General features: G+C 72.9%; 20 protein-coding genes and 1 riboswitch. Of the genes, 11 read left to right on the forward strand and 9 right to left on the reverse strand.

Annotated elements, in window-relative coordinates; all coding sequences use genetic code 11:
• Nucleotides 1–10 precede the first annotated feature (10 nt).
• The 3 genes from AB0F18_RS05855 (at nucleotide 11) to AB0F18_RS05865 (ending at nucleotide 2,988) form a co-directional block, all read left to right on the forward strand.
• Nucleotides 11–655: a response regulator transcription factor gene (locus tag AB0F18_RS05855; RefSeq protein WP_362055512.1), complete on the forward strand. Its 645-nt coding sequence runs from the start codon at nucleotides 11–13 to the stop codon at nucleotides 653–655.
• Between the two features lie 168 nt (nucleotides 656–823).
• Nucleotides 824–1,855: a 6-phosphofructokinase gene (locus AB0F18_RS05860; protein ID WP_362055514.1), complete on the forward strand. Its 1,032-nt coding sequence runs from the start codon at nucleotides 824–826 to the stop codon at nucleotides 1,853–1,855.
• A 128-nt stretch (nucleotides 1,856–1,983) separates the two neighbouring features.
• Entirely contained in the window at nucleotides 1,984–2,988 is a 1,005-nt protein-coding gene (locus AB0F18_RS05865) for a 2-hydroxyacid dehydrogenase (RefSeq protein WP_362055385.1), read from the forward strand.
• Nucleotides 2,989–3,061: 73 nt separating this feature from the next.
• Here AB0F18_RS05865 and AB0F18_RS05870 read toward each other — a convergent pair whose 3' ends face one another.
• Nucleotides 3,062–4,960, reverse strand: coding sequence for an anthranilate synthase family protein (locus AB0F18_RS05870; protein WP_362055516.1), 1,899 nt, complete (start codon nucleotides 4,958–4,960; stop codon nucleotides 3,062–3,064).
• 347 nt (nucleotides 4,961–5,307) lie between these two features.
• On the opposite strand from AB0F18_RS05870, the gene AB0F18_RS05875 reads away from it, so the two are divergent.
• Both AB0F18_RS05875 and AB0F18_RS05880 read left to right on the forward strand, forming a co-directional pair.
• Nucleotides 5,308–6,672: a class II 3-deoxy-7-phosphoheptulonate synthase gene (locus AB0F18_RS05875; RefSeq protein ID WP_362055387.1), complete on the forward strand. Its 1,365-nt coding sequence runs from the start codon at nucleotides 5,308–5,310 to the stop codon at nucleotides 6,670–6,672.
• Between the two features lie 145 nt (nucleotides 6,673–6,817).
• Nucleotides 6,818–7,072: a (2Fe-2S)-binding protein gene (locus tag AB0F18_RS05880; protein WP_362055389.1), complete on the forward strand. Its 255-nt coding sequence runs from the start codon at nucleotides 6,818–6,820 to the stop codon at nucleotides 7,070–7,072.
• Between the two features lie 46 nt (nucleotides 7,073–7,118).
• On the opposite strand, the gene bfr is transcribed toward AB0F18_RS05880, so the two are convergent.
• Nucleotides 7,119–7,598 (reverse strand): bacterioferritin, encoded by a 480-nt coding sequence (bfr, locus tag AB0F18_RS05885; protein WP_362055391.1) that lies wholly within the window; start codon nucleotides 7,596–7,598, stop codon nucleotides 7,119–7,121.
• 172 nt (nucleotides 7,599–7,770) lie between these two features.
• On the opposite strand from bfr, the gene AB0F18_RS05890 reads away from it, so the two are divergent.
• Complete coding sequence (locus AB0F18_RS05890; RefSeq protein ID WP_362055392.1) at nucleotides 7,771–8,403, forward strand: sulfite oxidase-like oxidoreductase; 633 nt, start codon at nucleotides 7,771–7,773, stop codon at nucleotides 8,401–8,403.
• A 6-nt stretch (nucleotides 8,404–8,409) separates the two neighbouring features.
• Here AB0F18_RS05890 and AB0F18_RS05895 read toward each other — a convergent pair whose 3' ends face one another.
• The 6 genes from AB0F18_RS05895 to thiO all read right to left on the reverse strand — a co-directional run bounded on the left by AB0F18_RS05895 (nucleotide 8,410) and on the right by thiO (nucleotide 14,261).
• The gene (locus tag AB0F18_RS05895; protein ID WP_362055394.1) at nucleotides 8,410–8,958 is read right to left on the reverse strand and encodes a DUF4396 domain-containing protein; all 549 of its coding nucleotides are present in this window, start codon (nucleotides 8,956–8,958) and stop codon (nucleotides 8,410–8,412) included.
• A 101-nt stretch (nucleotides 8,959–9,059) separates the two neighbouring features.
• Nucleotides 9,060–9,920 (reverse strand): deoxyribonuclease IV, encoded by an 861-nt coding sequence (locus AB0F18_RS05900; RefSeq protein WP_362055396.1) that lies wholly within the window; start codon nucleotides 9,918–9,920, stop codon nucleotides 9,060–9,062.
• A gap of 6 nt (nucleotides 9,921–9,926) precedes the next feature.
• On the reverse strand, nucleotides 9,927–11,840 hold the full coding sequence (gene pknB / locus AB0F18_RS05905) for a Stk1 family PASTA domain-containing Ser/Thr kinase (protein ID WP_362055398.1): 1,914 nt from the start codon (nucleotides 11,838–11,840) through the stop codon (nucleotides 9,927–9,929).
• A gap of 239 nt (nucleotides 11,841–12,079) precedes the next feature.
• Nucleotides 12,080–12,874, reverse strand: coding sequence for a thiazole synthase (locus tag AB0F18_RS05910; protein WP_362055399.1), 795 nt, complete (start codon nucleotides 12,872–12,874; stop codon nucleotides 12,080–12,082).
• 5 nt (nucleotides 12,875–12,879) lie between these two features.
• Nucleotides 12,880–13,080: a sulfur carrier protein ThiS gene (gene thiS, locus AB0F18_RS05915; RefSeq protein ID WP_362055401.1), complete on the reverse strand. Its 201-nt coding sequence runs from the start codon at nucleotides 13,078–13,080 to the stop codon at nucleotides 12,880–12,882.
• Complete coding sequence (gene thiO / locus AB0F18_RS05920; RefSeq protein WP_362055403.1) at nucleotides 13,077–14,261, reverse strand: glycine oxidase ThiO; 1,185 nt, start codon at nucleotides 14,259–14,261, stop codon at nucleotides 13,077–13,079. The genes thiS and thiO overlap by 4 nt, the downstream gene beginning before the upstream one ends.
• Nucleotides 14,259–14,371, reverse strand: a riboswitch (TPP riboswitch). (Overlaps the previous gene by 3 nt.)
• Before the next feature lie 101 nt (nucleotides 14,372–14,472).
• Here thiO and AB0F18_RS05925 point away from each other — a divergent pair.
• The 5 genes from AB0F18_RS05925 to AB0F18_RS05945 all read left to right on the forward strand — a co-directional run bounded on the left by AB0F18_RS05925 (nucleotide 14,473) and on the right by AB0F18_RS05945 (nucleotide 18,906).
• On the forward strand, nucleotides 14,473–15,693 hold the full coding sequence (locus tag AB0F18_RS05925) for an FAD-dependent oxidoreductase (protein ID WP_362055405.1): 1,221 nt from the start codon (nucleotides 14,473–14,475) through the stop codon (nucleotides 15,691–15,693).
• Nucleotides 15,694–15,821: 128 nt separating this feature from the next.
• Entirely contained in the window at nucleotides 15,822–16,187 is a 366-nt protein-coding gene (locus AB0F18_RS05930) for an Rv2175c family DNA-binding protein (RefSeq protein ID WP_042803199.1), read from the forward strand.
• Between the two features lie 76 nt (nucleotides 16,188–16,263).
• Nucleotides 16,264–16,902 carry a thiamine phosphate synthase gene (gene thiE, locus AB0F18_RS05935; RefSeq protein ID WP_362055407.1) on the forward strand — a complete coding sequence of 213 codons (639 nt, stop codon included), beginning with the start codon at nucleotides 16,264–16,266 and terminating at the stop codon, nucleotides 16,900–16,902.
• A 140-nt stretch (nucleotides 16,903–17,042) separates the two neighbouring features.
• On the forward strand, nucleotides 17,043–17,957 hold the full coding sequence (gene metF / locus AB0F18_RS05940; protein ID WP_362055409.1) for a methylenetetrahydrofolate reductase [NAD(P)H]: 915 nt from the start codon (nucleotides 17,043–17,045) through the stop codon (nucleotides 17,955–17,957).
• A gap of 52 nt (nucleotides 17,958–18,009) precedes the next feature.
• On the forward strand, nucleotides 18,010–18,906 hold the full coding sequence (locus tag AB0F18_RS05945) for a hypothetical protein (RefSeq protein WP_362055411.1): 897 nt from the start codon (nucleotides 18,010–18,012) through the stop codon (nucleotides 18,904–18,906).
• Between the two features lie 67 nt (nucleotides 18,907–18,973).
• Here the strand turns inward: AB0F18_RS05945 and AB0F18_RS05950 are convergent, their stop codons facing one another.
• Nucleotides 18,974–20,407 carry an NAD(P)/FAD-dependent oxidoreductase gene (locus AB0F18_RS05950; RefSeq protein ID WP_362055413.1) on the reverse strand — a complete coding sequence of 478 codons (1,434 nt, stop codon included), beginning with the start codon at nucleotides 20,405–20,407 and terminating at the stop codon, nucleotides 18,974–18,976.
• Nucleotides 20,408–20,409: the final 2 nt, after the last annotated feature.

The raw sequence follows: 20,409 nt of genomic DNA on the forward strand, positions 1-20,409 counted from the left end.
CATCAAGGTGATGGTCGTCGACGACCATCCGATGTGGCGGGACGCGGTGGCCCGCGACCTGGCCGCCGCGGGCTTCGACGTCGTCGCCACCGCCGGGGACGGCCCGGAGGCGGTGCGCCGCGCCCGCGCCGCCGCCCCGCGGGTGCTGGTCCTCGACCTCAACCTGCCCGGTATGCCCGGGGTCCAGGTCTGCAAGGAGCTGGTCGGCACCGATCCGGCGCTGCGGGTGCTGGTCCTGTCGGCCAGCGGGGAGCACGCGGACGTGCTGGAGGCGGTGAAGTCCGGGGCGACCGGCTACCTGATGAAGTCCGCCGGGGCCCAGGAGCTGATCGACGCGGTCCGCCGCACCGCCGTCGGCGACCCGGTGTTCACCCCGGGCCTGGCCGGGCTGGTCCTCGGCGAGTACCGGCGCCTGGCCACCGACCCGGCGCCGGCCGCCGCCGACGAGCCGAAGGCCCCGCAGCTGACCGACCGGGAGACGGAGGTGCTGCGGCTGGTGGCCAAGGGGCTGTCGTACAAGCAGATCGCCGAGCGGCTGGTCATCTCCCACCGCACGGTGCAGAACCACGTCCAGAACACCCTGGGCAAGCTCCAGCTGCACAACCGGGTGGAGCTCGTCCGGTACGCCATAGAACGCGGGCTCGACGACGCGTAAGACGACGCGTAAGGGGGACGCGCAAGGCCGCAGCGGTCGTACTTACTTCCCCTTACGAGTGAACACGCGTACGCAACGCCCCGTAATTCCACCGGAATTGGCCACTCCAGGCCCCTCGCTGTGACCTGGGTCACCACTAGCGTGACCGTCATGGCGAAGGGAGATTCCATGAAGGTCGGAGTGCTCACGGGCGGCGGCGACTGCCCCGGGCTCAACGCGGTGATCAGGGGCGTCGTCCGCAAGGGCGTCCAGGAGTACGGATACGGGTTCGTCGGCTTCAAGGACGGCTGGCGGGGTCCCGTCGAGGGGGACACCGTCCCGCTGGACATCCCCGCCGTCCGCGGGATCCTGCCCCGCGGCGGCACCATCCTCGGCTCCTCCCGCACCAACCCGTTCAAGACGGAGAACGGCGTCCGCGACATCAAGGACAACCTCGCCAAGACCGAGGTCGACGCGCTCATCGCGATCGGCGGCGAGGACACCCTGGGCGTGGCCGCCCGGCTGTACGAGGAGTACGGCGTCCCGTGCGTGGGCGTGCCCAAGACCATCGACAACGACCTGTCGGCCACCGACTACACCTTCGGCTTCGACACGGCCGTCGGCATCGCGACCGAGGCCATCGACCGGCTGCACACCACCGCCGAGTCCCACATGCGGGTGCTGGTCGTCGAGGTGATGGGCCGGCACGCCGGCTGGATCGCCCTGCACTCGGGCCTCGCGGGCGGGGCCAACGTCATCCTCATCCCCGAGCAGCGCTTCGACGTGGACCAGGTCTGCGCCTGGGTGACCTCCCGGTTCAAGGCGAGCTACGCCCCGATCGTGGTGGTCGCGGAGGGGGCCATGCCCAAGGACGGGGACCTGGTCCTCAAGGACGCCGTCTCCCGGGACTCCTTCGGGCACGTCCGGCTGTCGGGCGTGGGGGAGTGGCTGGCCAAGGAGATCGAGGCGCGGACCGGCAAGGAGGCCCGTACGACGGTCCTCGGGCACGTCCAGCGCGGCGGCACCCCGAGCGCCTTCGACCGCTGGCTGGCCACCCGCTTCGGGCTGCACGCGATCGACGCGGTGCGCGACGGGGACTTCGGGAAGATGGTCGCACTGAAGGGGACGGACATCGTCCGTGTCCCGATCGCCGAGGCCACGGCGAAGCTGAAGACGGTCGACCCGAAGCTGTACGAGGAGGCCGGGGTCTTCTTCGGCTGAGCCGCCGCTGAGCCGCCGCTGATCCCCGCTGATCCACCGCTGAGCCTCTGCATGGGGTCGGGTCACGGGCCATATCGTGGCGAAGCCGACGATATGGCCTGCCTGTGGCCCGACCCTGGGGAGCGAGCGTGGAGATCCTGGCCTTCGGAGTGACCGCCGACGAGCAGCCGCTCCTGGAGCGGGCCTTCGCGGGGGAGGGGCAGCACGAGGTCCGCTGCCTCGACGTCTTCCTCAGCGAGGACACCGCCCCGATCGCCGCCGGGTACGAGGTCGTCTCCTCCAGCGTCAACGCCGACCTGGGCGGACGGGTCCTGAACGTCCTGGCGTCGGGCGGGACGAAGCTGATCGCCCAGCGGTCCACCGGGTTCAACAACATCGACCTCGACGCGGCGCGGCGGCTGGGGCTGACCGTCAGCCGGGTCTCGTACTACTCCCCCTACTCGGTGGCCGAGTTCGCCTGGACCCTGGCGCTGGCCGTGAACCGGCGGATCGTCCGGGCCTCCAACCGCACCCGGGACTTCGACTTCCGCCTCAACGGGCTGATGGGCCGGGACATGCGGGGCCGCACGGCGGGGGTGCTGGGTACGGGCAAGATCGGGGAGGCGTTCACGCGGATCGCGCACGGATTCGGGATGCGGCTGCTGGGGTGGGACGTCGCGCCGAACCCGGCGTGCGTGGAGCTCGGCATGACGTACGTGGAGAAGGAGGAGCTGTTCGCCTCCGCGGACCTGATCAGCCTGCACGTGCCGCTGCTGGACGCGACCCATCACATCGTGGACGCGGGCGCGCTGGCGGTGATGAAGGACGACGCGATCCTGGTGAACTCCAGCCGGGGCGGGCTGATCGACACGGAGGCGCTGGTCGGGGAGCTGCGGGCGGGGCGGTTCACGGGGGTGGGGCTGGACGTGTACGAGGCGGAGGCGGGGGTGTTCTTCCTGGACAAGTCCCTGGAGGCGGTACCGGACGACACACTCGCGCGGCTGATCACGTTCCCGAACGTGGTGGTGACCTCGCACCAGGCGTACTACACGCACGATGCGGTGGGGCAGATCATCGAGGCGACGGTCCGCAACGTGGCGGATTACTTCGCGGGCCGCCGCTCCGAGAACACCCTGGTCCCGGGCCCGGCCTGAGGTCCCGCCTCAAACGCCGCGCGGGCTGCACACGGCCGCGCCGGCGTTTGGGGCGTGGGGTCCGGGGCGGCTGCTACCGCCGCCCCGCCGGGGTCAGGGAGCGGACCAGGTCGGACACCAGCTCCGCACCCCGCAGCGTGAGGACCGACTCCGGGTGGAACTGGACGCCCGCGAAGCCCCGCGCCGCGCAGCGGAGGGCGTGGACCTCCCCCGTGAGCGGGTCGCGGGAGACCTCCACCCCGTGCGCCGCCAGCTCCGCCTCCGCCTCCGCGTCACAGGCGGCGGTGTACGTGTTGTAGAAGCCGACCACCTCCGGCGTGCCGAAGAAGTCGACGCGGACCTGCGCCCCCTGCGCCGGCTCCGCCTTGCGGACGAGCGGGAGGCCGATCTCCGCGGCCAGCAGCTCGTGCCCCAGGCAGACCCCGAGCAGGCCGCCCCGGTGCGAGGCGAGCAGCTCCCGCGCCAGCCCGCGCAGCAGCCGCATCTTCGGGTCCGTTGCGTCGCTGGGGTCGCCCGGGCCCGGGCCCAGCACGATCGGCCCGTCCCAGGCCAGGGCCTCCTCCCGCAGCCCCGCCGCGTCGTAGCGGCGTACCGTCACCGACAGGCCGGCCGCCCGCAGCACGTGCGCCAGCATCGCCGTGAACGTGTCCTCCCCGTCCACCACCAGCGCGTGCCCGCTCACCGCCGGCACCCGCTCCTGCATCCGCAGCCAGAACGGCGCCAGGTCCGCCCGCCGCGAGGCGAGGGCCGCCTGCACCCGGGGATCGTCCGCCAGCCGGGCCGCCCCGTCGAAGGCGGGCCGGGGCGCGGCCTCCCGTACGCCCAGGGCCGCCAGGACCCCGGCGGCCTTGGCGTGGGTCTCGGCGACCTCGCCCAGCGGGTCGGAGTGGCGGACCAGGGTGGCCCCGACCGGGACCCGCAGCCGTCCGTCCGGGGCGATGTCGGCGGTGCGGATCAGGATCGGGGAGTCCAGCGTCTGCGCCCCGGCGGCGTCCAGGCCGAGCAGGGCCAGCGCGCCCGCGTAGTAGCCGCGGCCCCCGGTCTCGTACCGCTCGATCACCCGGCAGGCGTTCTGCACCGGCGAGCCCGTCACCGTCGCCGCGAACAGGGTCTCCCGCAGGACCTCCCGGACGTCCAGCGAGGAGCGCCCCCGCAGCTCGTACTCGGTGTGCGCGAGGTGGGCCATCTCCTTCAGCCGGGGGCCGACGACCGTCCCGCCCATGTCGCCGACGGTGCACATCATCTTCAGTTCCTCGTCGACCACCATCGACAGCTCCTCGGTCTCCTTGCGGTCGGCGAGGAAGGCGAGGAGGGAGTCCGCCGTGGGGCCCTCGGCGGGGTAGCGGTAGGTGCCGCTGATGGGGTTCATCACGACCGTGCCGCCCGTCATGCGGACGTGGACCTCGGGGCTGGCCCCGACCAGGGTGCGGTCCGGGGTGTGGACCACGTACGTCCAGTACGCGCCCCGCTCGCCCTCCAGCAGCCGCCGGAACAGGGCCAGGGCGTCGGCCCGGCCGAAGCCGTCGATCCGGCCCCCGTAGGTCCGCCGGATCACGAAGTTGGCGCCCTCGCCGCGGCCGATCTCGTCGCGGATCACCCGCTCGACGGTGGCCGCGTACTCCTCGTCGCCGACGTCGAAGCCACCCCCCTCGACCCGTACGCGGTGGTCCGGGAGCGCGGCCAGGGCCTCCGCGAGCGGGATCTCGTACGCCTCCTCGGCGGCCAGCACGCTCAGCGGGGTGCCGTCGTCGCGGACGTCGAACCCGCGCTCGCGGATTTGCCGGAAGGGGACCAGGGCGAGGGTGGGCAGCTCCCGGACGGGCAGGTCGGCGAGGAGGGAGGCCTCGTGGACCGGACCGAGGAGCACCTCGACGGTGTCGTGGTCCCGGCCGGGGGTGCGCCGGCGCAGCAGCGCGAAGGGCGGGGCGGTCTCGTCGAGGAGCCGGGAGAGGAGGAGGGCGGGCTGGGGCATGGGCATGGGCTGGGCGTCCTTCCGGTGGGGTGTCGGGAAGGAGGGGCGGCCGGCCCGTGCGCGTCGGCACATGCGGAAGGCCGCCCCTCGGGGCGGCCTTCGGTTCGCTCGTGTCAGTGGGTACGCGCGAGGGGTGGGCCGCCGGGAGCGGACCACCACCAGTTCTGGGTCAGGCTGGAATGCGCGTACATGGGGGGCACCCTAGCGGACGGCGGCGCCGTTCCGCTGCATCCCAATCCTTCCGCCATGTGAACCTTGCGTTCCGTTCATCTGCCGCCCGTGGGCCTTCGAACGACACCGTCTCATCAGGTGGGCGTCCGGCCGGACACGGCGAATGACGACGTAATGTGTACGAGGTGACCGTGAACGCTGAAAACCACGCCCTCGCCGCCAAGGCGACCTGGCGAGACCTTCCCGCGGCGCAGCAGCCTTCGTACCCCGATGCCGAGGCCCTGCGCGCTGTCGTCGCGGACCTCGAGTCGTATCCTCCGCTCGTCTTCGCGGGCGAGTGCGACCAGCTGCGCGCCCGTCTGGGAGCCGTCGCCAAGGGCGAGGCGTTCCTGCTGCAGGGCGGCGACTGCGCCGAGGCTTTCGACGCCGTCTCCGCCGACCACATCCGCGCCAAGCTGAAGACCCTGCTCCAGATGAGCGCCGTCCTGACGTACGCGGCCTCCGTGCCCGTCGTGAAGGTCGGCCGCATCGCGGGCCAGTACTCCAAGCCGCGCTCCAAGGACACCGAGACCCGCGACGGCGTGACCCTGCCGACCTACCGCGGTGACTCCGTCAACGGCTTCGCCTTCACCGAAGAGGCCCGCGTCCCGGACCCCGAGCGGCTCAAGCGCATGTACCACGCGTCGGCCTCCACGCTGAACCTGGTCCGCGCCTTCACCACCGGCGGTTACGCCGACCTGCGCCAGGTGCACGCCTGGAACCAGGACTTCGTGAAGTCCTCCCCGTCCGGGCAGCGCTACGAGCAGCTCGCGCGGGAGATCGACAACGCGCTGAACTTCATGAAGGCCTGTGGCACCGACCCGGCCGAGTTCAAGGCGGTGGAGTTCTACTCCTCCCACGAGGCGCTGCTCCTCGACTACGAGGGCGCCCTCACCCGTACGGACTCCCGCACCGGCAAGCTGTACGACACCTCCGGCCACATGGTCTGGATCGGTGAGCGCACCCGCCAGCTGGACCACGCGCACATCGAGTTCTGCTCGCAGATCGCCAACCCGATCGGCATCAAGCTCGGCCCGACCACCACCGTGGACGAGGCGCTGACGTACATCGACCGCCTGGACCCCGAGCGCGAGCCGGGCCGGCTGACCTTCGTCGTCCGCATGGGCGCCGACAAGGTCCGCGACAAGCTCCCCGAGCTGGTCGAGAAGGTCACGGCCTCGGGCGCCACGGTCGCCTGGGTCACCGACCCGATGCACGGCAACACCTTCGAGGCGGCCTCCGGCCACAAGACGCGCCGTTTCGACGACGTCCTGGACGAGGTCAAGGGCTTCTTCGAGGTCCACAAGGCGCTGGGCACCCACCCGGGCGGCATCCACGTCGAGCTCACCGGTGACGACGTCACCGAGTGCGTGGGCGGCGGCGACGAGATCTTCGTCGACGACCTGCACCAGCGCTACGAGACGGCCTGCGACCCGCGTCTCAACCGCAGCCAGTCCCTGGACCTGGCGTTCCTGGTGGCGGAGATGTACCGCGACCAGTGATGAGCTCTGAGTGAGGACGGGGCGCGGATCGATGTGATCCGCGCCCCATCCTCGTCTCCGGGCCTTTTAGGCAACCCTAACTTTGGGTACGGTTAGGTAAGCCTCACCGCACAGGGGATGGCTGTAGGACCATTCCGCTGAGGAGGTGAACCGCGTGTACGTCTGCTCTTGCTTCGGGATCACCGACAAGCAGGTCAAGGAACACGCGGCCGCCGGGGCCTGTACCCCCCGCCAGATCGCCTCGGCCACCAAGGCCGGCACCGACTGCGGCTCCTGCGTGCGGACCATCCAGGGTCTCCTGGGCCGCGGCGCGTGCCCCCGCCGGGAGCTGCTGGAGAAGGGCAACAAGGCGGCCGTCCTCGCCGCCGACCCGCAGCCCGTACTCGCGGACGCGGCCTAGCCCCCGGCTCCGGTCTCCGGCCCTCGGATCCTCGGGCCCCCGGGTCTCAGCTCTCCGGCTGCTCGATCAGCTGCGCGATGTAGAGCGGCTCGCCGATGCTCTCGATCAGTTCCAGCTGGGTGTCGAGGTAGTCGATGTGGTGCTCCTCGTCCTCCAGGATCTCCTCGAAGAGCCGCGCGGAGGTGACGTCGCCCTTGCCGCGCATGACCTCGATGCCCCGCTTGAGGCGGTCGATCGCCTCCACCTCGACCTGCCGGTCGGCCTGGAACATCTCCGTCAGGGTCTGGCCGACCCGTACGTGGAAGAGGCGCTGGTAGTTCGGGAGCCCGTCGAGCATCAGGATGCGCTCGGTGAGCTTGTCCGCGTGCTTCATCTCGTCGATGGACTCGGCACGGGTGTAGTTGGCGAGCTTCGTCCACCCCTTGTTGTCCTGGATGCGGTAGTGCAGCCAGTACTGGTTGATGGCGGTCAGCTCGCCGGTCAGCTGCTCGTTCAGAAACTCAAGGACCTCGGGGTCGCCCTGCATCGCAGAGGCTCCTTCCAGGCAATGTCAGCTAGGTGACTGGGCAGTGCGCGCATCTTTGCACCGCCGTCGGGGGTCGTCCAGTAAGTGCCTCCTTAGTGGGAGTTGCCGTGACTTGCCCGTTTCGGCTCGTACCTGGTCGTGACCACCCCGCCACGTCTGTCACCATGGAGGCATGGGTCAGCCGGAAAGCCGGGAATCTCCGGGAGCAGAGCAGGTTGAGCTCCCTCCGGGGCAGCGGTTGCAGAGGGGCTGGCCCGTCACCCACTACGGTCCCGTGCCCAAGTTCAAGCCGGACCGCTGGGAGTTCCGCGTCTTCGGCGCGACGGCCGACGGTGAGAAGCACTGCTGGAACCACGAGGAGTTCGCGGCGCTGCCGTTCAACTCGGTGGTGGCCGACCTGCACTGCGTCACCAAGTTCAGCATGCTGGGTGCCGAATGGGGCGGGGTGCTCGCCCGTGACATCCTGGCCCTGGCCCCGCCGGCCCCGCAGGTCACGCACGTGATGGTGTGGGCGGAGTACGGCTTCAGCTCCAACATGAGACTGGCCGACTTCGCCTCCGAGCGGACCGTCTTCGCCACCCATATGGGTGGCGAACCGCTGACGGCCGAACACGGCTTCCCGCTGCGCCTGGTGGTCCCGCACCTGTACGCCTGGAAGGGTCCCAAGTGGGTCCGGGGCATCGAGTACATGACCGCCGACCGCCGGGGCTTCTGGGAGGAGCGCGGCTACCACAACATCGGCGACCCCTGGCGCGAGCAGCGTTACTCGTACCAGGAGGAGCCGGGCGACGGTCCGGAGCTGTGACCGCTCCTAGTGGTGGTACTGGTGGACGACGGCGTGGCCCTTGCCGCGGCCGATCATCCACTTGTTGACCGGGGTCGTCACCACGAAGGCGAGCGCGAGCGAGATCGCGAGGGCGATCCAGAACAGCGCCTCCGACAGGTGGGCGTCCATGGCGCCCGGCCAGAGGGCGATGACGCCGTTGTCGATCAGCTCCATGACGGCGATCGACAGGGTGTCCGCGGCCAGCGCCACCCGGACGGCCGAACGGAAGTCCACGCCGGCGGCGAGGATCCCGCGCAGGGTGAGGGCGTAGCCGAAGAAGAACGCCAGGACGATCGCCAGGACCATCGTGGGGAGGTTCCCCCAGCCCAGGGCGGTGCCGACGATCATGCCGAGGACCTCGCCGATGGCGCATCCGGTGAGGCAGTGCAGGGTGGCCTTGGCCGCCATTCCCCAGCCGACGGGGCCGGCGCCGTGGCTGTGGTGGCCCTCGTGTCCCTGGTGGCCTTCGTGTCCGTGGGGACCCTCGTGCCCGTGATGTTCGTGGTGTTCGTGGTGCGCGTGTGCCTGCTCCATGACAACCCCTTGAAGGTCTGGCGGAACGCCGGGTGACGGTCCCGCCGACTGGTGGAACCGTATACCCCCCGGGGGTATTCCTTCAAGGATGTGGGGAACCGTCAGTGCAGCTCGCGCAGCTCCTTCAGCAGGGCCACGTCCGCCGCGTGACCCTCCTTGCCGCCCGGCGTCTCGATGATCAGCGGTACGCCGTCCATCTCGGGGTGGGAGAACAGCTCCGCGAAGGCGTCCCGGCCGATGTGGCCCTGCCCGATGTTGGCGTGCCGGTCCTTGTGGGCGCCGACGCCCTCCTTGGAGTCGTTGGCGTGGATCAGCTTGAGCCGGCCCGCGCCGACCGTGTCCACCAGCAGGTCCAGCGTCTGCTTGGTGCCGCCGGGCTCGGCCAGATCGTGGCCGGCCGCGAAGATGTGGCAGGTGTCCAGGCAGATGCCGAGCTTCTCGTGGTGGTCGAGGGCCTCGAAGTACGGGCCGAAGTCCCAGGTCCGTGAGCAGAGCGAGGAGCCCTGGCCGGCCGTGGACTCCAGCAGCAGGAACGGGTCGTCCTCGTGCGTCAGCTCGTCCAGCAGCGGCAGCATGTGCTCCCTGACCTGCGCGTACGCCTCCTCGCGCGGCCGGCCCCCGGTCGCCGAGCCGGTGTGCACGACGACCCCGAGCGCGCCGATCTCCCGGCCCCGGCGCAGCGAGTGGCGCAGGGAGTCCACCGACTTCTCCACCGTCGCCCCGGTGTGGGAGCCGAAGTTGATCAGGTACGGGGCGTGCACGTACACCGGGAGGGACTCCTCGGCGCACTGCGCGCGGAACAGCTCGTCCTGGGCCGGGTTCCCGGTCGGGGTGGCCCAGCCGCGCGGGTTGGCCACGAAGACCTGGACGGCCTCGGCACCCATCTCACGGGCGTAGGTCAGACCCACCGAGGCGAGCCCGCCGGCGACGGGCACGTGCCCGCCCACGGGATTGCGAAGCAACGGTGCTCAGAGCCCCTTGGTCTTGATGGTGATCGTGCTGCCCTCGGGGACGCTCTGGCCGGCGGGCACCGACTGGGTGTCCACCGTGCTGCTGAAGGACAGGAAGGGGCGCTCCACCTTCACCTTGAAGCCGAGGGCCTCCAGCGTCTTGCGGGCCACGTCCACGTCCTGTCCGGCCACGTTCGGTACCTGGACCGGGCGGGGGCCCTTGGAGAGGGTCAGCGTGACCGTGTCCCCGGCGGCCGCCTGGGCGCCGGCGCCGACCGACTGGGCCGCGACCGTACCGGCGGGCGCGGGGGAGTTGACCTGGTCCGGGGCGGTCGCGGCCTTCAGGCCGACGGCCTCCAGCGCGGCCCGTGCCTGCTCGGCGGGCTGGCCGGTGACGTTCGGTACCTGGACCGGGCGGCCCTTGCTGACCTGGAGGGCGACGGCGGTGTCGGGTGCCCGCTTCTGGCCGCCGGCCGGGTCGGTGCCGATCACCGAGCCCTGCGCCACGTCCTGGCTGAAGGCCTGGGTGACGATGCCGGGGGCCAGCCCGGCCTTGGTCAGCTCGGCCTTGGCCTCCTCCAGCGGGCGGCCCTTGAGGTCGGGCACGCTGACCAGCTCGGGGCCGCGGGAGACGGTGAGGGTCACCGCGCCGTTGCCGCGGATCTTCTTGCCGCCGACGGGGTCGGAGTTCATGACCGTGCCGCGGTCGAAGGCCTCGCTGAACTTCCGGTCGACCTTCTTGACGCCGAGGCCGGCGGCGGAGAGCTCCGCCCGGGCCTGCTCCTCCGTCTTGCCGAGGAGGTTGGGGACCTTGGTGAACTGCCCGGAGTTGATGTACCAGACGCCGGCGCCCAGGCCGAGGGCGAGCAGGATCCCGGCGATGACGAGGATCATGCCGCGGCGCTGCCGGCGGGGTGCGGGGGGCGGGGGTGTGTGCGGGCGTTCCAGACGGGAGGTGTGGTGCACCTCGTGCACCGGCTGCTCCTGCGCCTGCCCCGCCAGCGGGCGCGGGATCACGCTGGTGCGGTCCTCGGCGACGGAGCGCTCGGCGGCCCGCGCCTGCGGCGGTACGGCGTCCAGCTCGGCCTCACCGATCCGCGCCCGGGCCTCGCGGGCCAGGCCCAGCAGGGCGGCGGCGTCGGAGGGGCGCAGCTCGGGGGCGCGGGCGGTGGCGTGGGCGACGAGCTCGTCGAGGGCGGCGGGGAGCCCGGGGACGGCGGCCGACGGGGGCGGGACGTCCTCGTTGAGGTGCTGGAAGAGCACCTGGGCGGGGCTTCCGCCGGTGTGCGGCTTGGAGCCGGTGAGCATCTCGTACAGCACGACGCCGCAGGCGTAGACGTCCACGCGGGTGTCGTAGATCCCGTCCTCGATCTGCTCGGGGGCGAGGTAGGAGACGGTGCCGAGGATCGAGCCGGTGGTGTGGGTGGCGGCGTCCACGGAGCGGACCAGGCCGAAGTCGGCGACCTTGACGCGGCCGTCGTCGCCGATCAGGACGTTCTCGGGCTTGATGTCCCGGTGGACGAAGCCGGCGCGGTGCGCGGTGCCGAGGGCGGCGAGGACGGGTTCGAGGATGTCGAGCGCCGCCCGCGGCTGGAGCGCGCCGCGCTCGCGCAGGACGTCGCGCAGGGTGCAGCCGGAGACGTACTCCATGGCGAGGTACGTGTACGGCCCGTCGGTGCCCTGGTCGAAGACGGCGACCACATTGGGGTGCGCGAGGCGGGCCACGGACTTCGCCTCACGGATGAACCGGTCGACGAAGGCGGCGTCGGCGGCCAGGTCCGGATGCATGATCTTGAGCGCGAGGACCCGGTCGAGGCGGGTGTCGAGGGCCCGGTAGACCGTCGCCATGCCGCCTGCGGCGATGCGGGCGTCGACGCGGTAGCGGCCGTCGAGCAGGCGTCCGACGAGGGGGTCTTCCAGGGTCGTATCCACCCGGCGATTCTACGAGGGGCTGCGCCGGCGCCGGCCGGGGTGTCCACGTCTTGCAGCGCAGCCGTGACACGGGGCCCGGCATCGCCCCCGCGAGGGGCCGGGGGCCGGGCGGTGGCTGCCCACCCGCCTCACGGCGGGCTCCCCGCCCCTCCCCGACCCCGGTCAGCCGTTCCCGTCCGCCCCCGGGCCACCGCCGAACCCCCGACCCCGCCTCGCCGTCGGGGAAGCCGGGCGACCCCTCAGAACGCCGGCCGCTCCGGGTCCAAGGCGGCGCGGCCGTCCGCCGGGGAGGAGGCGTGGGCGAAGCGGCGTTGGGGGATGCGGCCCGCGCGGTGGGCCAGGCGGCCCGCCGAGACGGCGTCGCGCATGGCCGCCGCCATGAGGACCGGCTCCTGTGCGCGGGTCACCGCGGAGGCCAGCATGACCCCCGCGCACCCCAGCTCCATCGCGAGCGCGGCGTCCGACGCCGTCCCCGCCCCCGCGTCGAGGATCACCGGCACCCCGGCCCGCTCCACGATCAGCTCGAAGTTGTGCGGGTTGCGGATGCCCATCCCGGAGCCGATCGGCGAGCCCAGCGGCATGATCGCCGCACAGCCCACGTCCTCCAGCTTCCGGGCGAGGACCGGGTCGTCGTTGGTGTAGGGGAGGACCGTGAAGCCCTCGTCGACCAGCACCTCCGCCGCGTCCAGCAGCTCGACGCCGTCCGGCAGCAGCGTCCGCTCGTCCGCGACCACCTCCAGCTTGATCCAGTCCGTGCCCAGCGCCTCCCGTGCCAGCCGGGCCGTCAGTACGGCCTCGCCGGCCGTGAAGCAGCCCGCGGTGTTCGGCAGGACCGCGATGCCGAGCTTGGACAGGACCGACAGGACCGAGCCCTGCACCGTCGGGTCCAGGCGGCGCATCGCGACCGTGGTCAGTTCGGTGCCGGAGGCGATCAGGGCGCGTTCCAGGACGTCCAGGCTCGGGGCCCCGCCCGTGCCCATGATCAGGCGGGAGGAGAAGGTCCGGCCGCCCAGGGTGAACAGATCGTCGGCCATCGCGCTCAGCCTCCCTGGACCGCGGTGAGGATCTCCACCCGGTCGCCGTCGCCGACCGCGGTGTACGGCCACTGCCCGCGCGGGACGACCGTCTCGTTGAGGGCGGCGGCCACGCCGGAGGCGGCGGCGGTCAGGGTGGCGACCACGGCGTCGAGGGTGGTGCCGGCCGCGACCTCGCGCGGCTCGCCGTTGACGGAGATGGTCATGCGAGGGACTCCTGACGCGTGGAGGAGAAGCGGCGGGGGGTGAAGGGGCGGGCGATCTCCGGCACGGTGCCGGTGGTCAGCAGCTCCGCCATGACGTCGCCGGTGAGCGGGGTCAGCAGGACCCCGTTGCGGTAGTGGCCGGTGGCCAGGTGCAGGCCGGGCAGGTCGGTCGGGCCGAGGAGCGGCGCGTTGTCGGGGGAGCACGGGCGCAGCCCCGCCCGGGTCTCGACGAGCGGGAGCTCGGTGATGCCGGGGACCAGCTCGTGGGCGTCGCGCAGCAGCTCGTAGACCCCGCCGGCGGTGACGGTGGTGTCCCAGCCGAGCTCCTCGCTGGTGGCGCCGAGGACGAGCTCGCCGTTCTCGCGCGGCACCAGGTAGACGTGGCTGCCGCGCACCACGGCCCGTACCGTCCGCGACAGGAACGGCGCGTAGGCGGGCGGTACGGCGAGCCGCAGCACCTGCCCCTTCACCGGCCGTACGGGCGGCAGGACGTGTGCCGGTACGCCCTCCAGCCGGCCGCTGAGCGAGCCCGCGGCGAGGACCACCTGGTCGGCGCGCAGCTCCGTGCCGCCGTCGAGCAGTGCGCCCGAGGCCCGGTCGGCGGTGACGAGCAGCCGGCGGGCGCTCGCCCGGTGGATGGCCACGCCGGCCCGCTCGCAGGCGGCCAGCAGCGCGGCCGCGAGGCGGCGCGGGTCCACCTGGTGGTCCCCGTCGACGCGCAGCCCGCCGCGCACCCCCGGGGCGAGCATGGGTTCCAGGCGGCGGCACTCGCGGCCGGTGAGCCACTCGGACTCCAGGCCGCAGCGGCGCTGGAGGGCGTGGAGTTCCCGCAGGTGGAGGCGGTCGTCGGCGTCGAGGGCGACGGCCAGGGTGCCGCAGGCGCGGTAGCCGAGGTCCATACCCCCGCTGGCCTCGGTGAGCTCGGCGGCGAACTCCGGGTAGCGGGCGGCGGAGGCCACGTTGAGCCCCAGCAGGGTTTCCTCGCCGTAGTGCAGCTCGGTGACGGCGGCGAGCATGCCGGCCGCGACCCGGGCGGCGCCGCCGCCGGGGTCCGGATCGGCGAGCGCGGTGCGCAGCCCGCGCCGGGCCGCCCGCCAGGCGGTGACCAGGCCGATGATCCCGCCACCGATGACGAGGACGTCGTGGCCCCGGTGGTCGGATCCCTTGTCGGATGCGTGCATGGGCGTCCAGCCCCTCCCTTCGCCGGCATGACCCGGATCAGGTTCGTACGGTCGGAGGCCGGCCAGCCTCCCTCTCAGCCCGGTGCGCCCGGACTCCCGCGATAGGTACGGTGGCCAGCGTAACCCCGGGGAGGGTGCCGGGTAAGGCTGCCTCCCTGCGTCACCCCGACCCGCCTTTCCTGACGGGTCGTCAGCTGGCTAGGCTGGCCGCGTGAGTGAGCAGACGGAACAGACGAAGCCCGGTGTCGTGATCGTCGGCGCCGGAATGGCCGGGGTGCAGACCGCGGTGGCCCTGCGGGAACAGGGCTGGACCGGCCCCGTGACCCTGCTGGGCGCCGAACCCCACCAGCCCTACGACCGCCCCCCGCTGTCCAAGGCGGTGCTGCTCGGCAAGGCCGAGGACTCGGCCTTCGACGTGGACTTCGAGGGCCTGCGCATCACCCTGCGCCTGGGCACCGAGGTCACCGGGCTGCGCGCCGCCGACCGCGAGCTGGACACCGAAGCCGGCCCGGTCCCCTACGAGGTCCTCGTCCTGGCCACCGGGGCGACCCCGCTGACCCTGCCCGGCACCGGGGGCGTCCCCGGCGTCCACCTGCTGCGCACCCTCGACGACGCCGCCCGGCTGCGCCCGGTGCTGGCCGCCGCCCCCGAGATCGTCGTCGTCGGGGCCGGCTGGATCGGCGCCGAGTTCGCCACCGCCGCCCGCGAGGCCGGCTGCGCCGTCACCGTCGTCGAGGCGGCCGACCGGGTCCTCGCCGGGGCCCTGCCCGCGGAGGTCGCCGCCCCCATGGCCCGCTGGTACGCCGGAGCCGGGGCCACCCTGCTCACCGGTGCGAAGGTCGCCGGGATCGAGGAGGGCCGGGTGCTCCTCGCCGACGGCCGCGAGCTGCCCGCCGGGGCCGTCGTCGTCGGCATCGGCGCCCGCCCCGCCACCGACTGGCTCGACGGCAGCGGGATCGAGCGCGGCCCCGACGGCTCCGTCACCGCCGACGCCCACCTGCGCACCTCCCTGCCCGGGGTGTACGCCGTCGGCGACTGCTCCTCCTTCCCGTCCGCCCGCTACGGGGCCCGGCTGCTGGTCCACCACTGGGACAACGCCCTCCAGGGCCCCCGCGTGGTCGCGGCGAACATCGTCGCGGGCGAGGCCGTCCAGGCCTACGACCCCGTGCCGTACTTCTGGTCCGAGCAGTTCGGCCGCTTCGTCCAGTACGCGGGCCACCACGGCGGCGCCGACACCCTGCTGTGGCGCGGCGACCCCGACGGCGACGCCTGGTCGGTGTGCTGGCTGCGCGCGGGCGCCCTCGTCGCCGTCCTGGCCGTCGGCCGGCCCCGGGACCTGGCCCAGGGGCGCAAGCTGATCGAGTCGGGCGTCCCCGTCGACCCGGCCAAGGCCGCCGACGAGACCGTGCCGCTGAAGTCCGCCACCCTCTGACCGCCCCTCCGGCAGGGGCCCGTACCCGGACGCGGGCCCCGATCCGGGCGGATCCGCGTCTACGCGGACGGACTCGGACGGACGGGGCCAGGTACCGGCCGCCCCGCGGAGGTGGCAGGCTTGTGTCCGTGACCGAGATTGACGCAAAGATCGATGCCCTCGTCCCCTCCTGGCTGTACCTCCCCGACATCGCGGAGATGCTCGACATCGAGGTGACCCGGGTCCGCCAGATGGTCAAGGAAGGGCAGCTGATCGCCGTACGCCGGGGCGAGAACCGCGCCCTGCAGGTTCCGGCCCAGTTCATCGACGGCGACAAGGTCGTCAAGGGACTCGTCGGCCTGCTGACGGTGCTGCGCGACGACCGCTTCTCCGACGAGGAGATGCTGGAGTGGCTCTTCACCGAGGACCCCTCCCTGCCCGGAACCCCCGTGCAGGCGCTGCGCGAGAACCGCGGCACGGAGGTGAAGCGCCGCGCCCAGGCGCTCGCCCTCTGAGCGGCTGAACCACGGAAGCGGGCGGGCCGGGTAACCTCGGCCCGCCCGCATTCCTTCACCACCAGGGGGTCCTCCCATGCAGCAGCTGTCCGACGCCCGGCTCTACCTGTGCACGGACGCCCGCAAGCGGCAGGGCGACCTCCCCGAGTTCCTCGACGCCGTCCTGGCCGGCGGAGTGGACGTCGTCCAGCTCCGCGACAAGGGCATGGAGGCCGGCGAGGAGCTCGAACACCTCCAGGTCTTCGCCGAGGCCGCCCGCCGCCACGGCAAGCTCCTCGCCGTCAACGACCGCGCCGACGTCGCGCACGCCATCGGCTCCGACGTCCTGCACCTCGGCCAGGGCGACATCCCCGTCCCCGCCGCCCGCGCCATCCTCGGCCGGGACGTCCTGATCGGACGCTCCTGCCACGCCGAGTCCGAGGTGGACGCCGCCGTCGCCGAACCCGGCGTGGACTACTTCTGCACCGGCCCCTGCTGGCCCACCCCCACCAAGCCCGGCCGCTACGCCCCCGGCCTCGGCCTCGTCCGCTACGCGGCCTCCCTGGAGCAGGACCGCCCCTGGTTCGCCATCGGCGGCATCGACGCCGGCAACCTGGACGAGGTCCTCGACGCCGGCGCCACCCGTGTGGTCGTCGTCCGCGCCCTCACCGAGGCCTCCGACCCCGGCGCCGCCGCCGCCGACCTGGCCAAGCGGATCCGCGCCCGCCTGGCATAACGCGTCACTCCGCCCGCCGGACTCGCGGCGCACTCGCACGGACCTCGTGCCGCGATCGCGCCCGCGCCAGGGTGTCCAAAAATCTGTCCAAGGGATGGACAACGCTTCGACGTCCGCCGGGGCCCGTCTAACCTGCCCGTATGGCCCTTGGTACCGCTTCCACCTGGTCGGACCGTGCACACACGGTCCGCGACCTCCTCGCGTCCGGAGCCTCGTATTCCTTCGAGTTCTGGGCTCCCAAGACCGAGAAGGGCGAGCGCAACCTCTGGAACGCGCTCCGCCGCATCGAGGCGGTCTCCCCGAGCTTCGTATCCGTCACGTACGGAGCCGGCGGCTCCACCCGGGGCGGCACCGTCCGCGCCACCGAGCAGATCGCCGCCAACACCACGCTGACCCCCGTCGCGCACCTCACCGCCGTGGACCACTCCATCGCCGAGCTGCGCCACGTGATCGGCCAGTTCGCCGACGCCGGCATCCGCAACATGCTCGCGCTGCGCGGCGACCCGCCGGGCGACCCCATGGGCCCCTGGGTCAAGCACCCCGAGGGCGTGGACTACGCGGCCGACCTGGTGCGCCTGCTCAAGGAGTCCGGCGACTTCTGCGTCGGCGTCGCGGCCTTCCCCGAGATGCACCCCCGCTCGGAGAACTGGGATACGGACATCCGGCACTTCGTGGACAAGTGCCGCGCCGGGGCGGACTACGCCATCACCCAGATGTTCTTCGATCCCGAGAATTATCTGCGGCTGCGCGACAGCGTCCAGAAGGCGGGCTGCGAGACCCCGATCATCCCCGAGGTCATGCCCGTTGTGGGCATCAAGCAGCTCGACCGACTGCCCCAGCTGAGCAACGCGGTCTTCCCTGACGCCGTGAAAGACCGCATGCTCGCCGTCAAGGACGATCCGGCCGCTGTACGCTCCATTGGCATCGAGTTCGCCACGGAGTTCTGCGCGCGGCTGCTGTCCGAAGGTGTTCCGGGACTGCACTTCATCACGCTGAACAATTCCACGGCGACCCTCGAAATCTACGAGAACCTGGGCCTGCACCAGCGGGCCTGATCGGCCGTCTCCCGTCTCCCGCGCGGTTCGGCCGTACCGAGAGGGGCCTTGCATGGGAATGACGGTCCTCTACATCGCGTTCGCTTTCGTCGCGTTGTGGCTGCTTGCCGAGGTCCTGATGCAGTACAAGGCCCGGCTGCGCTGGCGCCTGCTCGCCTTCGCCGGGTTCCTCGGCGTCGTGGCCGGGGTCGTGCTGCCGTCGGTGCTGGTCATCGCCGTCGGCGCGACCGCCTTCGCCGTCGGCCAGACCCTGGTGACGCTCTCCTTCCGCAAGGGCTTCGTCGCCGGCTGGGCCCTGCGCAAGGGCAAGGGCGGCGAGCCCGTGCGCCAGGCGGCGCAGAGCAGACGCCGCCGCTCCGGGAACGCCGCGCCGCGCCCGGAGCCCGCGCTGGAGGTGACCGGGCTGGAGGTGACCGGGCTGGAGTACGGCTCCCAGGGCCCGGACCCCTCCCGTGACGCCGACGACGCCGGCCGGGCCGAGGACAACGTCTTCATCCCGCAGCCGGTGCCCGAGGACACCGGCTCGTACGGGATACAGAGCTTCGCCCCCCAGCAGCCCGACGCCACCGCCGCCTTCGCCTCGCCGTTCGCGGCGGACGGGCAGGGCGGCGGGCAGCACGCCGCCTACTACGACCCCCAGCAGGGCCAGGGCGGCTACGACTACACCGGCGGCTACCCGGGGGGCGAACAGCAGGTCTACGCCGCCTACTCGGACCCGTACATCGGCACCGGCGGCGCGGTCTCCCCGGGCCAGCCGTACGACTACCAGCAGTACGCCGACCCCGCGCAGCAGCAGTACTCCATGGACACCCCGCCCGGCGGGGTCTGGGTCCCGCAGCAGCGCGCCACCGACGCCGCCCCGCAGCCCTACCCGGAGCAGGACCCGCAGCAGCCGCCGCAGGGGTACCCGTACCAGGGCAACGGCGAGTACGGGCAGTACCGCTACTGACGCACGCAGGGGGAGGGCCCGGCTCGCACGAGCCGGGCCCTCCCCCTTCTGCGTCGGCGGTGGCGGCTCACTGCGAGCCGCGGAACTCCGCCCCCTCCACGATCAGCCCGGCCACCAGGGCCCCGGTCATCCCCGCGTGCGCGAGCCCGCCGCCGGGGTGCGCCCAGCCGCCCGCGAGGTACAGCCCGGGCAGCCCGGTCGCGTTCGCGGGGTACAGCAGGCGCCCGCCGTCGCCCGGCAGGGCCGGCGCGGGCACCGAGCCGCCCCTGGCGCCGGTGGCCGCCTCCACGTGCGCCGGCGTACGGACCTCCTGCCACAGCAGCCGCTTGCGCAGGTCCGGGACGGCCCGTGCGGCCAGGTCCAGCAGCTTCTCCGGGTCGGGGACCGCGGCCCCGCCCGCGGGGCCGCACACGGCGCTCACGGTCACCGCCTCGTGGTCCGCGTCGGGCCGGGTGGACGGGTCGTCCGGGCGCAGCACCGTGACCAGCTGGACGGCGGCGGAGCCGGGGGAGTGCACCAGCGTGCGGTGGACGGCTTCCGCCGGGCGGCCGCCGCGCAGGGCGAGCAGCAGGGTCAGCCGGCCGGGCACCGAGCCGCCCCGGGCCTGCACGCTGCCGCGCGGCCAGGACACCGAGCCGGCCGGGAGCTGCCTCGGGTCGATGCCGCAGACGACGGAGTCGGCCCCGGCCTCGGTGCCGTCGGCCAGCCGCACCCCGGCCGCCCGCCCGTCGCGGGTCAGCACGGCCTTCACGGGGGCGCCGAAGACGAACTCCACCTTCCGCTCCAGGCAGCGCTCGTACACGGCGGTGGCCAGCTCGCGCATGCCGCCCCGGACGTACCAGGTGCCGAAGGTCTGCTCCATGTACGGCAGGGCCGCCGCGGCGGCGGGCGCCGAGTCGGGGTCGAGCCCGTACGCCAGGACACGCCCGCGCAGCAGCTCCCCGAGCCCGCCGCCCAGTTCGCGCCGGGCCACCTCGGCCAGGGTCGGCTGACGGCGGCGCAGCAGGCCGCTGCCGCGCAGGGCCGGGTAGGGGTCGCGGCCCAGGACCTGCCAGTCGGGGCGCAGCGGCTCCTCCAGCAGGGGGCGGCGGGTGGCGTCCCAGGTGTCGCGGGCGCGGCCCAGCAGGTCGTTCCAGCGCTCGCCCGCGCCCGCGCCGAAGGTCTCGTCGAGGGCGGCGGCGACCCCGCCGCGGGAGGCGCCGGGGAGGGTGACGGAGGCGTGGTCCAGGACGTGGCGGACGGCCGGGTCCACCTGGAGCATCTCGACCCTGTCCTCCAGCGGCTGCTTGCCGGTCTTCACGAACAGGTCGCGGTAGACGGCGGGCAGGTGCAGCAGCCCCGGTCCGGTGTCGAAGGCGAAGCCGTCGCGCTCGTAACGGCCGAGCGCGCCGCCGTAGGTGGAGCCGCGCTCGTACACCGTCACCTGGTGGCCCGCCACGGCCAGCCGGGCCGCCGTCGCCATCGCGCCCATGCCGGCGCCGATCACCGCAATTCTTGCCATGG

It is taken from the genome of Streptomyces sp. NPDC029216 (genome assembly GCF_040648015.1).
Classification (GTDB): domain Bacteria; phylum Actinomycetota; class Actinomycetes; order Streptomycetales; family Streptomycetaceae; genus Streptomyces.

Bases quoted from the DNA above. Each gene is read 5' to 3' on its own strand.
- AB0F18_RS05950 (WP_362055413.1), bottom strand. From the start codon at position 20,407: ATGGCAAGAATTGCGGTGATCGGCGCCGGCATGGGCGCGATGGCGACG.
- AB0F18_RS05910 (WP_362055399.1), bottom strand. From the start codon at position 12,874: ATGGCCGACGATCTGTTCACCCTGGGCGGCCGGACCTTCTCCTCCCGC.
- thiE (WP_362055407.1), top strand. From the start codon at position 16,264: ATGCAGCAGCTGTCCGACGCCCGGCTCTACCTGTGCACGGACGCCCGC.
- AB0F18_RS05855 (WP_362055512.1), top strand. From the start codon at position 11: ATGGTCGTCGACGACCATCCGATGTGGCGGGACGCGGTGGCCCGCGAC.
- AB0F18_RS05870 (WP_362055516.1), bottom strand. From the start codon at position 4,960: ATGCCCCAGCCCGCCCTCCTCCTCTCCCGGCTCCTCGACGAGACCGCC.
- AB0F18_RS05860 (WP_362055514.1), top strand. From the start codon at position 824: ATGAAGGTCGGAGTGCTCACGGGCGGCGGCGACTGCCCCGGGCTCAAC.
- bfr (WP_362055391.1), bottom strand. From the start codon at position 7,598: ATGCAGGGCGACCCCGAGGTCCTTGAGTTTCTGAACGAGCAGCTGACC.
- metF (WP_362055409.1), top strand. From the start codon at position 17,043: ATGGCCCTTGGTACCGCTTCCACCTGGTCGGACCGTGCACACACGGTC.
- thiO (WP_362055403.1), bottom strand. From the start codon at position 14,261: ATGCACGCATCCGACAAGGGATCCGACCACCGGGGCCACGACGTCCTC.
- AB0F18_RS05945 (WP_362055411.1), top strand. From the start codon at position 18,010: ATGGGAATGACGGTCCTCTACATCGCGTTCGCTTTCGTCGCGTTGTGG.
- AB0F18_RS05890 (WP_362055392.1), top strand. From the start codon at position 7,771: ATGGGTCAGCCGGAAAGCCGGGAATCTCCGGGAGCAGAGCAGGTTGAG.
- thiS (WP_362055401.1), bottom strand. From the start codon at position 13,080: ATGACCATCTCCGTCAACGGCGAGCCGCGCGAGGTCGCGGCCGGCACC.
- AB0F18_RS05895 (WP_362055394.1), bottom strand. From the start codon at position 8,958: ATGGAGCAGGCACACGCGCACCACGAACACCACGAACATCACGGGCAC.